The 13,360-nt window shown below is 72.1% G+C and carries 11 protein-coding genes and 1 rRNA gene; 7 read left to right on the forward strand and 5 right to left on the reverse strand.

The genetic code is table 11. The features are described from left to right. Positions 1-2 precede the first annotated feature (2 nt). Positions 3-119 (forward strand): 5S ribosomal RNA (rrf, locus tag DVA86_RS30225). Positions 120-188: 69 nt separating this feature from the next. Here rrf and DVA86_RS30230 read toward each other — a convergent pair. Genes DVA86_RS30230 through DVA86_RS30250 form a run of 5 tightly spaced genes read right to left on the reverse strand, consistent with a single transcriptional unit; the run spans position 189 to position 5,730 of the window. Next, positions 189-1,499: a DUF58 domain-containing protein gene (locus DVA86_RS30230; RefSeq protein WP_208883105.1), complete on the reverse strand. Its 1,311-nt coding sequence runs from the start codon at positions 1,497-1,499 to the stop codon at positions 189-191. 29 nt (positions 1,500-1,528) lie between these two features. Further along, positions 1,529-2,494, reverse strand: a complete 966-nt coding sequence (locus DVA86_RS30235; RefSeq protein ID WP_208883107.1) for an AAA family ATPase — start codon at positions 2,492-2,494, stop codon at positions 1,529-1,531. After that, positions 2,491-3,729, reverse strand: coding sequence for a DUF4350 domain-containing protein (locus DVA86_RS30240; RefSeq protein WP_208883109.1), 1,239 nt, complete (start codon positions 3,727-3,729; stop codon positions 2,491-2,493). Before DVA86_RS30240 ends, DVA86_RS30235 begins: the two co-directional genes overlap by 4 nt. Beyond that, complete coding sequence (locus tag DVA86_RS30245) at positions 3,726-4,472, reverse strand: DUF4129 domain-containing protein (protein WP_342776384.1); 747 nt, start codon at positions 4,470-4,472, stop codon at positions 3,726-3,728. The genes DVA86_RS30240 and DVA86_RS30245 overlap by 4 nt, the downstream gene beginning before the upstream one ends. Position 4,473: 1 nt before the next feature. Then, entirely contained in the window at positions 4,474-5,730 is a 1,257-nt protein-coding gene (locus DVA86_RS30250) for a DUF7544 domain-containing protein (RefSeq protein WP_208883111.1), read from the reverse strand. A 120-nt stretch (positions 5,731-5,850) separates the two neighbouring features. Here DVA86_RS30250 and mtnA point away from each other — a divergent pair, with 120 nt between their 5' ends. From mtnA to hpf, 6 genes are all read left to right on the forward strand, one after another. Further along, on the forward strand, positions 5,851-6,999 hold the full coding sequence (mtnA, locus tag DVA86_RS30255) for an S-methyl-5-thioribose-1-phosphate isomerase (RefSeq protein ID WP_208883113.1): 1,149 nt from the start codon (positions 5,851-5,853) through the stop codon (positions 6,997-6,999). After that, on the forward strand, positions 6,996-7,673 hold the full coding sequence (mtrA, locus tag DVA86_RS30260; RefSeq protein WP_121517204.1) for a two-component system response regulator MtrA: 678 nt from the start codon (positions 6,996-6,998) through the stop codon (positions 7,671-7,673). The genes mtnA and mtrA overlap by 4 nt, the downstream gene beginning before the upstream one ends. A gap of 1 nt (position 7,674) precedes the next feature. Next, positions 7,675-9,633, forward strand: a complete 1,959-nt coding sequence (gene mtrB / locus DVA86_RS30265; RefSeq protein WP_208883115.1) for an MtrAB system histidine kinase MtrB — start codon at positions 7,675-7,677, stop codon at positions 9,631-9,633. Next, positions 9,623-11,452: an LpqB family beta-propeller domain-containing protein gene (locus DVA86_RS30270; RefSeq protein WP_208883117.1), complete on the forward strand. Its 1,830-nt coding sequence runs from the start codon at positions 9,623-9,625 to the stop codon at positions 11,450-11,452. The genes mtrB and DVA86_RS30270 overlap by 11 nt, the downstream gene beginning before the upstream one ends. Positions 11,453-11,673: 221 nt before the next feature. Continuing rightward, the gene (locus DVA86_RS30275; protein ID WP_342776385.1) at positions 11,674-12,285 is read left to right on the forward strand and encodes a ComF family protein; all 612 of its coding nucleotides are present in this window, start codon (positions 11,674-11,676) and stop codon (positions 12,283-12,285) included. 295 nt (positions 12,286-12,580) lie between these two features. Further along, positions 12,581-13,276 (forward strand): ribosome hibernation-promoting factor, HPF/YfiA family, encoded by a 696-nt coding sequence (gene hpf / locus DVA86_RS30280; protein WP_208883121.1) that lies wholly within the window; start codon positions 12,581-12,583, stop codon positions 13,274-13,276. Positions 13,277-13,360 lie beyond the last annotated feature (84 nt).

Consider the following 13,360-nt stretch of genomic DNA (forward strand, 5'->3'; position numbering starts at 1 on the left):
GTTTCGGTGGTCATAGCGTGAGGGAAACGCCCGGTTACATTCCGAACCCGGAAGCTAAGCCTTTCTGCGCCGATGGTACTGCATACGGGAGTGTGTGGGAGAGTAGGACACCGCCGAACTATTGTTGAGAGAAGGGGCCTTGTCGGCTTGCAGCCGGCAAGGCCCCTTTTTGCATTTCCCATTTCCTGTCAGAGGCGGCCGGCTGCTTTGAGCGCGAGGTAGGAGTCGGCGAGGGCGGGGGCCAGTTCGGCCGGGGTGGCGTCCACGACGATGGCACCGTGGCGGCGGAGAACGTCCGCCGTGTGCCTGCGTTCGGCCTGCGTGCGTGCCGCCGCGGCCGCCTCGTAGACCGCGTCCACTGTGCCCCGGGACATCGCCATGTCCTCGATGAGAGGGTCCGCGATCGCGGCGACCAGAACCGTGTGGCGCTGGGTGAGTTGAGGCAGTACGGGAAGCAGCTGCTCTTCCACGGCGGAAGTCTCCAGCCCGGTCAGCAGCACGATGAGGGACCGTCGGCGCGCTATGCGGAGGGCCGTCGCCGTCAGCCCTCTTGCGTCGGATTCGACGAGCTCGGGTTCGATTGTCGCCATCGCGTTCACGAATGCCGGGAGGACGTCCCCCGCGGCCCGTCCCCGCACCGTGGCGCGGGTGCGGCGGTCGTAGGCGAGGAGATCGACCCGGTCGCCCGCCCGCGACGCGAGGGCCGTCAGGAGGAGCGCCGCGTCCATGGCGGCGTCCAGGCGCGGTGCATCGCCTACGCGGCCCGCTGACGTACGGCCTGTGTCGAGGACGACGAGCACCCGCCGGTCGCGCTCGGGCCGCCAGGTGCGGACGGCGACCGATGTCTGCCGGGCGGTGGCGCGCCAGTCGATCGACCTGGTGTCGTCACCGGGGATGTACTCGCGCAGGCTGTCGAACTCGGTGCCCTCGCCGCGGGTCAGGATGCTGGTGCGGCCGTCGAGTTCGCGGAGCCGGGCCATCTTTGCTGGGAGGTGCTTCCGGCTGTTGAAGGCGGGGAGCACGCGCACGGTCCACGGGACGGAGTGGTTGCCCTGGCGGGCCGCGAGACCGAGCGGGCCGTACGAGCGGACCGTTACGCGTTCCGCGCGGCGGTCGCCTCGCCGGGTCGGCGTGAGCGTGGTGCTGATCCGCTGCCGTTCCCCGGGAGGGACGCTCACTCGGTGGCGGGAGGCGTCCGGGCCTTCGTCGGCGAGCCAGCTGCTCGGAGGCCAGGCATCGCGGAGGTCTGCGCGGAGCGGTCGGGGTGCGGAATTGGTGACCACGAGCGTGACGTGCGCGTGTTCGCCGAGTCGAACTGACGTATCACCGGAACGGGTGAAATGGAGCTTTCGCACTGGCGCGGCGCGGGTGAGGTCGTAGAGGATTGCCAGCAGCAGGGGGATTTCGACGGCGAGCACGCCGGTCCAGCTGGGCAGGAGCAGGCCGACGACCAAGGCGCCGAGGGCGGCGATGAGGGCAGTGCGTCCGGTGAGTGCCATGGGTCAGCTCGTCAATCCGATCAGACACTTCAGCGGGGGACGGGGACATGGGCGAGCATCGAATTGATGACGCTGTCTGAGGTCACGCCTTCCATCTCGGCCTCGGGCCGGAGCTGGACGCGGTGCCGGAGGGTGGGGAGGGCCAGGGCCTTCACGTCATCGGGGATGACGTAGTCGCGGCCCGTCAGCCAGGCCCAGGCGCGGGCGGTGGCGAGCAGTGCGGTGGCGCCTCGGGGGGAGACGCCGAGGGAGAGCGAGGGGGATTCACGGGTGGCACGGCAGATATCGACGACATAGCTGGTGACCTCGGGAGAGACCGAGGTCTTGGAGACGGCCGCGCGGGCGGCGTCGAGTTCGTCAGGGCCGGCGACGGGGCGTACGCCTGCTGAGGAAAGATCCCGGGGATCGAAGCCCTCGGCGTGCCGGGTCAGCACACCGATCTCGTGCTCGCGAGTGGGCAGCGGGATGTTCAGCTTCAGCAGGAAGCGGTCCAGCTGGGCCTCGGGCAGGGGGTACGTGCCCTCGTACTCCACGGGGTTCTGGGTGGCGACGACGAGGAAGGGGCTGGGGAGCAGACGGGGCGAGCCGTCGACGGAGACCTGGCGCTCCTCCATCGCCTCGAGCAGGGACGCCTGTGTCTTGGGCGGGGTGCGGTTGATCTCGTCGGCGAGCAGCAGATTGGTGAAGACCGGTCCGGGCTGGAAGGAGAACTCGGCCGTGCGCGTGTCGTAGACGAGTGAGCCGGTGACATCGCTGGGCATGAGGTCGGGGGTGAACTGAACGCGCTTGGTGTCCAGTTCGAGTGCGGCCGCCAGCGTGCGGACGAGGAGTGTCTTGGCGACGCCGGGGACGCCTTCGAGTAGCACGTGGCCGCGGCAGAGCAGGGCGACGACGAGGCCCGTGACTGCCGCGTCCTGGCCCACCACGGCCTTGGAGATCTCGGTGCGCAGGGCCTCGAGGGCACTGCGGGCGCTGTCAGCGGAGGAGGCGCTCACGAGGTGCGGTCCTTGTCTGTCGGTGGCGCGGTCGGGGAAGCGGGGGGTGAGGTGGCTCGGGTGAACCGGTGCTCGAGCTGGTCGAGTTCGTCGGCCAGTCTGACCAGGGACGCGTCGTCCGTGGGGGAGGAGCCGAAGAGGACGGTGTGAATCCGTGTCGCGTCGTCCGCCTCGCCGCCGCCTGCGCGTGCTGCCAAGGCGGGCGTCAGCGCCTCGGGAGAGTGCGCCTGTGCGGCCGGCAGTCCGACGAGCGGCGCCAGGCGGGTGCGGGTGGCGGCGCGCAGGGAGTGGGCGGCGCGGTCGCGTGCGTTCGCCTGGCGGTAGAGGCGGGCGCGGCCCTCCGTGGCCTCGGACGCGCGGACCGAGACGGGGAGCCGTTCCGGTACGAGCGGGCCGAGCCGGCGTGCGCGCCAGAGGGCGGCGAGGAGGGCGGCGAGGGAGAGCTGGAGCGCTCCCCAGGACCAGCCGTCCGGAATGAGGTCGAAGAAGCCGCGGTCTTCGTTGTCGGCGGCGGCGGAGTCGGAAAGCGAGGGGAGGTACCAGACGAGATGCGTGCGGGAGCCGAGGAGTTGGAGCGTGAGCGAGGCGTTGCCGTGCTGGTCGAGCCGGTCGTTGAGCAGCGGTTCGGGGGTGCCGAGCAGCACCGTGTCGCCGTTTCCGGAAGAGGCGGGTACGCGTACGAGCGTGGGCAGTTGCTGCCGCAGATAGCACATCTCCGCGTCCTCGTCCGAGACGTGGTAGCGCATGCCGCCCATCTCTGCGTCGCCCGCGCGGTCCGCGGAGGGCATGTCGCAGTCGGGCGGTGTGGGTTCGACCGTGGCGGGGTCGCCGACCGAGGGCACACCGGGCGTGAGCGCGCCCAGCGCGTCAGGGCCCGGGGCGAGGAGGACGGTGCGGCCGCCGTTCTCGGCGACTCCGGCGAGCTTGGCGTGCTGCCTTCCGTTGAGGACGTCCGGGTGCGCGACGAGCAGCGTGGTGTCCGGTCCGGCGGCGGCCGCGGCCTCGTCGGCGCTGGTGACCACGGTGGTCTCGACGCCGTGGTCGGCGAGGATCCGGGCGGCGGCCCGGCTGCCGTTCCCGTCGGGGGAGCGCGGGTCGAGGGCGCTGTGCTGTTCGCTGGACTGCACAGCGGCCATGACCACGCCGGCCAGGGCGAGGATTGCGGCGGCGATCAGCAGGCCGCGTGCGCGCGTCCAGATCTGGCGGCCCGTCAGCGAGGTGGCGGTCGTACTCAACGGCCGGCTCCAGGTGACGGCGGGACGGCTCCGGCGGCGGCAGGCCGGGCCAGGTCGGGCCGGGCGCTCCGGAGCGCGTGGTCCAGGTCGCGGACGCGGAGGTACGCCGCCTCGTCGGCGGTCCGTTCCGCGTATGTCACCTCGTCGAAGGCCCTGGCGGCGTTGGCCAGTTCGGTGGCGTGGCCGGGCAGGGCGCGTCCGGCGTCGGTCGCGGCCTCGTCGGCGGTCCGTCCGGGGCGGGGGTCGAGCAGGGCGCGTTCCTCCAGAGAGAGGACGATGGCGCGCATCCGCTCCTGGAGTGCTTCGCTCCAGCGGTGCTCCGCCGCGTGCGCGTCGGCGGCGGCGCGGTGGTCGGCGGCGGTTCCGGGGCGGGTGCCGAAGAGCGTGCCGTTGCGGCTGGTGGGCCCGGGCCGGGGCGAACCGAGCCGCATCCGCAGCGCGACGAGCAGCAGCACCACGACGAGGGCGATGACGATCAGCCCGACGGCTCCTCCGGGTGAGGCGTCGGCGGCGGAGCCGAGCAGGTCGCCGATGTGCTCCCACACCCAATCGAGGACGCGCCGGACCAGGCCGGGCTCGTCCTGCCGGTACGCGGGCTCGGACAGCTCGTCCTCGGCCGCGCGGCGTGCGGGTTCGCGGGGGACGGTCACCGGCGGGGTGTCGTCCTCGCCGCTTCCGGAGCTGTGCGTACGCAGGCCCGCCGCCGTGCGAAGGGCCGCCTCGGCCAGACCCCTCGCGATCACGTCAGCTCCCCGGTGGCGGACTCGCGGGCGGCGGGGAGGCGGCGTCGTCCACGCCCGCTGCACGGGCCAGTTCGAGGTCGAGCGCTTCGCGCCGGATCCGCTGGTCCATGTAGAGGAGCGCTGTGATGCCCGCGCTGAGCGGGAGTGTGACGGCGGACGCGATCACCGCGCCGATGCCGACGATGATCAGGTACGTCCAGGAGACGGAGAAGTCCGTCGAGGTGAACATGCCCGCCGGGCCCTCACCGTCGACGACCGACGCCACCACGGAGGCGGGGATCTGCACGATGAACCCGACGACCGTCACCAGCAGCACGGCGAGGAGCTGGATGCCGAACGTTCGCCACCAGCTGTTGCGTACGAGCTTCGCGGACCTGCGCAGCGCGGCGACGACGCCCTGCTTCTCGAGCATCAGGGCGGGTGCCGACAGGCAGTAGCGGACCCAGAGCCAGACCGCGGCCACCAGGCCGGCGAGTCCGCCGAGGACCGCGAGCAGGCTCCCGCCGACCTCCGCGCCGGCGAGGGCGATAGCGAGGCCGGGGGCGAAGCCCGCCACCACGGCGCCCGTGACGATCAGCAGGACGAGCATGGTCAGGCCGAGCATCCTGCCCAGCTGGGGACGGGCCTCGGCCCACGCCTCACCTATCGTCACCTGCCGTCCCAGGACGGCGCGGCTGACGACGATGGTCAGCATGGCGGTGGCGACGACCGTGCCGATGACCGTGGCGAGCAGTTCGACGCCGGCGCTGCTGAGGGTCCCGCTGAGGGCGTCCGTCAGTTCTTCCGTGCTGGGCTCCGGGTTGTCCTCCAGCGCCTCCAGGCCGCTGTTGTTGCGCAGCCAGATGCCGCTGGCGATGGTCGAGGCGCACTGCACCAGGACCGCGACGCCGAGCGCGATGCCCAGCGCCGTACGCCAGTGGGCGCGGGCGCTGGAGACGGCGCCGTCCAGGATCTCGCCGACGCCCAGCGGGCGCAGCGGGATCACGCCTGGGCGGGCGGCGGGCGGCGGCTGGTTCCAGGCGTTGTTCCACTGCCCCCAGCCCTGCTGGCCGTGCGGCGGCGGCGGTGGAGGCGCGCCCCAGCCCGGTCCTCCGGCGGGCGGCGGCTGCTGTGCCGACCAGTTGCGGGGAGGCTGGTCCGCTGGTGTGGGCTCGTCAGGGGGCGTCCGCTGTTCGCCTTCGGACGCCTTGCCTTCCCGGTCGTCCGCGGGATCGGACGGGGAGGATCCGGGCGAAGCCCAGCCCGGAGTGTCGTTCATTCTTCTCCTACTCCTTCGCCTGGTTGGCAGCCATCGTGCCACGTAGGCCCGAGCGGCGGGACGGAGCCCGGCGTCTTCTCCCGCCTTCAGCCGCCCGGGGTTTGGGGGCAGACTGTGCGAATGATTGATCAGCAAGTGCCGGTCGCGCGCTGGGCGCGTCCGCCCGAGGGCCCGGCGCTGGTGCTCCTCGACCAGACCCGGCTGCCGCTCGAAGAGGCCGAGCAGGTCTGTTCCGACGTACCCGCGCTGGTGGCCGCCATCCGCTCGCTCGCCGTGCGGGGAGCGCCGCTGCTCGGCATAGCGGGCGCGTACGGCGTCGCGCTGGCCGCGGCACGTGGCGACGACGTCGCCGGTGCCGCCGAGCGGCTCGCCCGTGCCCGGCCGACGGCCGTCAACCTTGCCTACGGGGTGCGGCGGTCCGAGCGCGCCTACAACGCGGCGGTCGAGGGCGGCGCGGACCCGTCGGGGGCGGCCGCGGCGGCGCTCGCCGAGGCGGAGGCCCTGCACCGTGAGGACGCGGAAGCCAGCGAGCGGATGGCCGCGCACGGCCTGGCGCTGCTGGAGCAGCTGCTGCCGGACGGCGGCATCCGGCTGCTCACCCACTGCAACACGGGACGGCTGGTCTCCGGCGGGCACGGGACGGCCTTCGCGGTGGTGCGCGCGGCCCATCGCGCGGGCCGCTTGCGACGGCTGTGGGTGGACGAGACGCGGCCGCTGCTGCAGGGAGCGCGGCTGACGGCGTACGAGGCGGCGCGCGAAGGCATGGCGTACAGCGTGCTGTCGGACAACGCCGCCGGGTCGCTCTTCGCGGCCGGCGAGGTCGACGCGGTGCTGATAGGCGCCGACCGGATAGCGGCGGACGGCTCCGTGGCCAATAAGGTGGGCAGTTACCCGCTGGCGGTGCTGGCCCGCCACCATCAGGTGCCCTTCGTGGTGGTGGCGCCGGTGACCACGGTCGATCCGGATACGCCGGACGGAGCGGCGATCGTCGTGGAGCAGCGGTCCGCGCACGAGGTGACGGAGCTTCCGTGCCCCTCTGCCGCGGGCGGTACGGGCGGCGCGGAGGGACCGGGCGGCGGGGTGCCGATCGCTCCGCCGGGCTCCGCGGCGTACAACCCGGCGTTCGACGTGACGCCGCCGGGACTGGTGACCGCACTGGTCACAGAGCGTGGCGTGGTATCACCCGTCACAGAGAACGGACTCGGGGAGCTGTGTTCCATGTCACTATCAGGAGAGTCACGATCGGGTAATGGGATGATGAACTCATGAAAGGACGCGTCCTCGTCGTCGACGACGACACCGCACTGGCGGAGATGCTCGGCATCGTGCTGCGTGGCGAAGGGTTCGAGCCGTCGTTCGTGGCGGACGGAGACAAGGCACTGGCCGCCTTCCGTGAGACCAAGCCCGATCTGGTGCTGCTCGATCTGATGCTTCCCGGCCGCGACGGCATCGAGGTGTGCCGGCTGATCCGGGCCGAGTCCGGCGTGCCCGTGGTCATGCTGACCGCCAAGACCGACACCGTCGATGTGGTCGTCGGGCTCGAGTCGGGCGCGGATGACTACATCGTCAAGCCCTTCAAGCCCAAGGAGCTGGTCGCCCGTATCCGGGCCAGGCTGCGCAGGTCGGAGGAGCCCGCGCCGGAGCAGCTGGCCATAGGCGATCTGGTGATCGACGTGGCCGGCCATTCGGTGAAGCGGGAGGGGCAGTCGATCGCCCTCACCCCGCTGGAGTTCGACCTGCTGGTCGCGCTCGCCCGCAAGCCCTGGCAGGTCTTCACCCGAGAGGTGCTGCTGGAGCAGGTGTGGGGTTACCGCCACGCCGCGGACACGCGGCTGGTGAACGTCCACGTGCAGCGGCTGCGCTCCAAGGTGGAGAAGGACCCCGAGCGGCCGGAGATCGTGGTCACCGTGCGCGGCGTGGGGTACAAGGCCGGGCCTGGCTGACATGTCCGGGATCGGCCCTGCTCGCCAGCGCACGGAAGGGAGCAGCCCTGGGGGGCAGTCACCCGAGGGTTCCAAACTCGGGCGCTTGAAGCCCAGCGGCGGTTTCTTCACCGAGGGGCTGCTGCCCGAGGGAGCGACAGGAACCCGGGCGCACCCCGTCTTCCGGATGTTCGTACGGCTGGTGCGCCGTCCGCTGCTGCCCGCGATGCGGCTGTGGCGGCGCAACCTCCAGCTGCGGGTGGTCGCGGCGACGCTGCTGATGTCGCTCGGTGTCGTGCTGCTGCTCGGCATCGTCGTCAACGGGCAGGTGCGGAACGGCCTCCTCGAAGCGAAGGAGCAGACGGCGCAGAGCCAGGCGGCGGGCGGTTTCGCGTTCGCCCAGCAGGCGGCCGACAAGTCCAACACCAGGGGTTCCGGCTTCAGCGAGATCGAGGGAGCCGTCGGCAGCAGCACCGCCCAGTCCGCCGGCACCTGGATGAACAACCTGGTGGAGCAGCTGGCCAGCGGCGGCCAGGGCGTGTATTCGGTGGTGGTCCTCAGCTCCGAGAGCGACGAGACGCCGATGCTCGGCAACGCGGACGCGCGGCTGAAGGGCGCCCGCGCCTCCGGCGACATACTTCCCGAGGAGAGCATCCCCGACGACCTGCGCTCGGACATGGACACGCAGGACGGTACGCATCAGCGGTACGCGAAGCTGCACCGGCAGAGCGGCGGCACCGAGCCCGCGCTGATCGTCGGCAAGCGGGTCAGCGACCTCAACGGCAATCCGTACCAGCTGTACTACGTCTTCCCCTTCAGCCAGGAGGAGGAGACGCTCGTCCTGGTCAAGGGCACGCTGGTGACCGCGGGCGTCTTCGTCGTGGTGCTGCTCGGCGCGATTGCCTGGCTCGTCGTACGGCAGGTGGTGACGCCCGTACGGATGGCCGCCGGGATCTCCGAACGGCTGGCCGCGGGCAGACTCCAGGAGCGGATGAAGGTCACCGGCGAGGACGACATCGCACGCCTCGGCGAGTCGTTCAACAAGATGGCGCAGAAGCTCCAGATCAAGATCCAGCAGCTGGAGGGGCTGTCCCGGATGCAGCGCCGTTTCGTCTCCGACGTCTCGCACGAGCTGCGCACCCCGCTGACGACCGTACGGATGGCGGCCGACGTGATCCACGCGGGCCGCGAGGACTTCGATCCCGTGACCGCGCGCTCGGCGGAGCTGCTGCTCGGGCAGCTCGACCGGTTCGAGTCGCTGCTCAACGACCTGCTGGAGATCAGCCGCTTCGACGCGGGCGCCGCGGCGCTGGAGGCCGACCCGACGGACCTGCGCGACGTGGTCCGGCGCGTGGTGGACGGCTGTGAGCCGCTCGCCGAGTGCAAGGGCAGCCGCGTCGTCATCCAGGGCGACGAGGAGCCGGTCATGGCCGAGGTGGACGGCCGCCGTATCGAACGGGTGCTGCGCAACCTCGTGGACAATGCCATCGAGCACGGCGAGGGCCACGACGTGGTCATCCGCCTCGCGTCGGGCGGCGGCGCGGTCGCCGTGGCGGTGCGGGACTACGGCGTCGGCCTGAAGCCGGGCGAGGTGAAGCGGGTCTTCAACCGCTTCTGGCGCGCGGACCCGGCCCGGGCCCGTACGACCGGCGGCACCGGCCTGGGCCTGTCCATCGCCATCGAGGACGCCCGGCTGCACGGTGGCTGGCTGCAGGCGTGGGGCGAGCCGGGCGGCGGCTCGCAGTTCCGGCTGACGCTGCCCAGCACCGGCGGAGAGGTGCTGCGCGGTTCACCGATAGCCCTGGAACCGGCCGACTCGCGCCGCAGACGCGGAGTCGACGGCGCCATACCGACCCAGACGCGGGTGCCCGCCGCCGCGGGCGCGGCGAAGGCGGGCCAGGGCAGCGCGGACCCGATGGCGGGGACCGGAACGGCCGGGACCACCGGCATGAGCCGAGAGGAGCGCGGCGATGAGAGCTGACCGCCGCTGGGCGGCAGTCGTGGCACTGCTGGCGGCCGGCGCCGTGCTGCTGTCCGGGTGCGCCTCGATGCCGGGCGACGGCAAGGTCAGCCGCGTCGACTCCTCGCAACGCGCGGAGGGCGAGTCACGGGTGCGGGTGTTCGGCGTCAGTCCGCAGAAGGACGAGAGCCCGCAGGAGATCGTCCGCGGTTTCCTGGAGGCGACGACGAGCGACGAGCCCTGGTTCTCGACCGCGAAGGAGTACCTCACGAAGGAGACGGCCAAGGCCTGGGACCCGTTCGCGAGTACGACGGTGGTGACCGGCGGGCCGAGTGCCAACGCCGCCCGTGAGGACCCGGGCGACGAGAACGGCTACACGGTGGAGATAGCCGGCACCCGTACGGCCCTGGTCGACGGGCGGCACGCGTACGACCCGGCCAAGGGCGCGTACAACGCGCGCTTCCACCTCACCAAGCTCAAGGACGGCTGGCGGATCGACCAGCTGCCGGACGGCCTGGTCCTCGGCGAGTCCGATTTCGAACGCATCTACCGCTCCGTCGACGTCTACTACTACGCGCAGCTCGGCTCCGACGCCCGCTCGGTGTCCGGCGGCAAGGACGTGCTCGTCTCCGACCCCGTCTATCTGCGCGGCCGGATCGACCCGGTGACCGAGACGGTGGAGGCGCTCATCGAGGGCCCGACGACGTGGCTCGACCCGGTGGTCGATTCGGCGTTCCCGGCGGGCGCCAGACTGGCCGGCCGCGGCAAGCAGCGCCTGTCGCTCGACGACGCGGGCGCGCTGAAGGTGCGGCTGAACGCGAAGGGCGCGGACGTCGGGCGGGGGCAGTGCGTCCGGATGGCCGCGCAGCTGTTCCACTCCGTGCAGTCCCAGGCGTCCACCAAGGTCAGCGGCGTGGAGCTGGCCAATCCGCAGGGTGACACGCGGTGTGACCTGTCGCGCGAGGGTGCCGAGTCGTTCGAGCCCGGCAGGCTCGACGGGCGGGCCGCTGAGCAGTACTTCATCGACAGCAAGCACCGGGTGGCCTCGCTGACCGGGGCCAGCGAGAAGGGCAAGGTCGTGGAGGGCCCGCTCGGCAGCGGCGAGGTCGAGATGGGCTCGGTCGCCGTGAGCCGGGACGAGCGGCAGGGCGCCGCCGTGTCGCTCGACGGCCGTTCGCTGTACGCCGCTTCGCTCGCGGGCGGCGGCGACCTGGAGTCCCCGGTGCTCCTCAGCGGGGCCAAGAAGGAGCAGGACCGGCTGACCGCCCCGAGCTGGGACGGCCTCGGCGACCTGTGGGTGGCCGACCGCGATCCGGAGAATCCGCGGCTGCTGCGGCTGCGCGGCGGCAAGGAGAAGCCGGAGGAGATCGACGTGCCCGGGCTCGGCAAGGACGAGCGGATCGAGTCGCTGCGGGTGTCGTCGGACGGCGTACGGATAGCGATGCGCGTACGGGAGGCGGACGGGCGCAGTTCGCTGCAGCTCGGCCGCGTCGAACGGGGAGGCAGCCGGGAGGAGCCGGAGGTGACCGTCGCCGCGCTGCGGCCGGTCGCGCCGCAGCTGGAGGACGTCGTCGCGGCGTCCTGGTCGGGCGACAGCGAGCTCGTGGTGGTCGGCCGGGAGTCGCAGAGCGTGCAGCAGCTCCAGTACGTGGGGACGGACGGCTCGACGACGAACCAGCCCACGCTGCCCGGCATCAACGACGTGACCGGGGTGGCGGCGGCGGAGGACGAGGCGAAGCCGCTGCTGGCCGAGTCGGAGTACGGGATCGTACGGCTCCCGCCCGACGCCAACTGGAGAACCCTGCCCGACCCCGGCACCGCACCGGTCTATCCGGGGTAGCGGGACAGCAGGCCAGCGGGCCAGCGGGGCAGCCGTGCGAGTTATCCACAGGCCTGGTGGACCGCCCCCGGTGCTGGGACAGTGGTGATATGAGGGCGTTGTGGCGGGAGCTGACCGATCTGGTGCTTCCTGTCGGCTGCGCCGGATGCGGTCGGCCACGGGCGCGCGGCCCCGTATGTCCGTCCTGCCGCAGCAGCCTGGCGGGGACGGCGCCCCGGCGGGTGTGGCCCAGCCCCGTGCCGCCGGGACTGCCCGTGGTGTACGGGGCGGCGGCGTACGCGGACGAGGTCAGGGCCGTGCTGCTCGCACACAAGGAGCGCGGTGCGCTGCGCCTGGCGCAGCCGCTGGGCGGCGTCCTGGCGGACACGGTGCGCGCGGCCGTACGGCACCGGGCAACGGGCCGGGGCGGAGCGGCGGTCGCGTACGGCGCCGGGAGGGCCGGTGCAGGGCCGCGCCCGCTGGCCCTCGTACCGGTGCCCTCGGCGCGGCGCGCGGTGGCGGGGCGCGGGCACGATCCCGTACGCCGCATGGCGCTGGCCGCCGCCGGAGAGCTGCGGCGTTCGGGGCGGGCGGCGCGGGTGCTCGCCGTGCTGCGGCAGCGGCGGGCCGTCGCCGACCAGGCGGGGCTGACCGCGGGGCAGCGGCTGGCGAACCTCAGCGGCGCGCTGGAGGCGGTGCCGGGCTCCGGACGGCTGCTCGAAGGGACGGAGGTGGTGCTGGTGGACGACCTGATGACCACGGGAGCGTCCTTGGTGGAAGCGTCGCGCGCGGTGGCCGCCGCGGCCGGGCGAAGACCCGTGGCGGCGGTGGTGGCGGTGCGGTCGCGGCGCTGAATCCGGACGGTGGCGCATCCCGGCCCTGAGGGGCGCGAGGTGCGTGCTGCCGCTGGTGGCGGCGGATGATATGTCCCCGAACCGAGGTACGTGTCAGTAGGGGGTGCCGACCGTCCCCGACTGGAGGTACGTTCGGAGTGGGGTGACGATCTTCCCTCTGGGGGAGAAGGAGGTGAAACCGCAACCCGACGTTATGCCGGAGGGCAGCAGCGGTTCACTGTGACCCCCGGCGTCAGTGCACAACGGAGGCGTTCCACACGGTCGTGCGTGGAGCGCTCCGGGAACGGAGTTCTGCGTGGACATCGTCGTCAAGGGCCGAAAGACAGAGGTGCCGGACAGGTTCCGCAAGCACGTGGCCGAAAAGCTGGAGAAGATCCGGAAGCTCGATGGCAAGGTGATCAACCTGGACGTCGAGGTGTCCAAGGAGCACAACCCCCGGCAGGCCGACCGTTCCGACAGGGTGGAGATCACCCTGCGCACTCGCGGCCCGGTCGTACGTGCGGAGGCCGCGGCCTCCGATCCCTACGCGGCACTGGATCTGGCAGCGGGCAAGCTGGAGGCGCGGTTGCGAAAGCAGCATGACAAGCGCCGGGTGCACCGTGGCGGCAGCCGCGCACCGATGAGTGTGGCAGCGGCGACCGCTCACCTGGCAGCCGAACTCAACGGAGAACTCGACGCGGCCGCGGCACCGCCCGCCGCGAAGGACGACGAGCGTCCGGTGACGACGAAGATGGGTTCGCTGGAGGTCCAGGGTGAAGGGCCCCTCGTCGTACGGGAGAAGACGCACTCGGCCGCGCCCATGACGCTCGATCAGGCTCTGTACGAGATGGAGCTGGTGGGGCACGACTTCTATCTGTTCGTCGACTCCGAGACCAAGAACCCGAGCGTGGTCTACCGGAGGCACGGCTACGACTACGGCGTGATCCATCTCGAGCAGGATCCCTTCGCCGACGAGGCACCGCCCGGAGCAGGCGGCGCCCTCGGAGGGTGACCGGTGCGAGCGCGCCCCCGGCCGGGTCCTGGACCCGCCCGGGGGCGCGGGCATGGAATTATGTCCTCACCGCCAACCGGAGGC

This window comes from Streptomyces armeniacus (genome assembly GCF_003355155.1).
Classification (GTDB): domain Bacteria; phylum Actinomycetota; class Actinomycetes; order Streptomycetales; family Streptomycetaceae; genus Streptomyces; species Streptomyces armeniacus.

Bases quoted from the DNA above. Each gene is read 5' to 3' on its own strand.
- mtrB (WP_208883115.1), top strand. From the start codon at position 7,675: ATGTCCGGGATCGGCCCTGCTCGCCAGCGCACGGAAGGGAGCAGCCCT.
- DVA86_RS30270 (WP_208883117.1), top strand. From the start codon at position 9,623: ATGAGAGCTGACCGCCGCTGGGCGGCAGTCGTGGCACTGCTGGCGGCC.
- mtnA (WP_208883113.1), top strand. From the start codon at position 5,851: ATGATTGATCAGCAAGTGCCGGTCGCGCGCTGGGCGCGTCCGCCCGAG.
- mtrA (WP_121517204.1), top strand. From the start codon at position 6,996: ATGAAAGGACGCGTCCTCGTCGTCGACGACGACACCGCACTGGCGGAG.
- DVA86_RS30230 (WP_208883105.1), bottom strand. From the start codon at position 1,499: ATGGCACTCACCGGACGCACTGCCCTCATCGCCGCCCTCGGCGCCTTG.
- DVA86_RS30250 (WP_208883111.1), bottom strand. From the start codon at position 5,730: ATGAACGACACTCCGGGCTGGGCTTCGCCCGGATCCTCCCCGTCCGAT.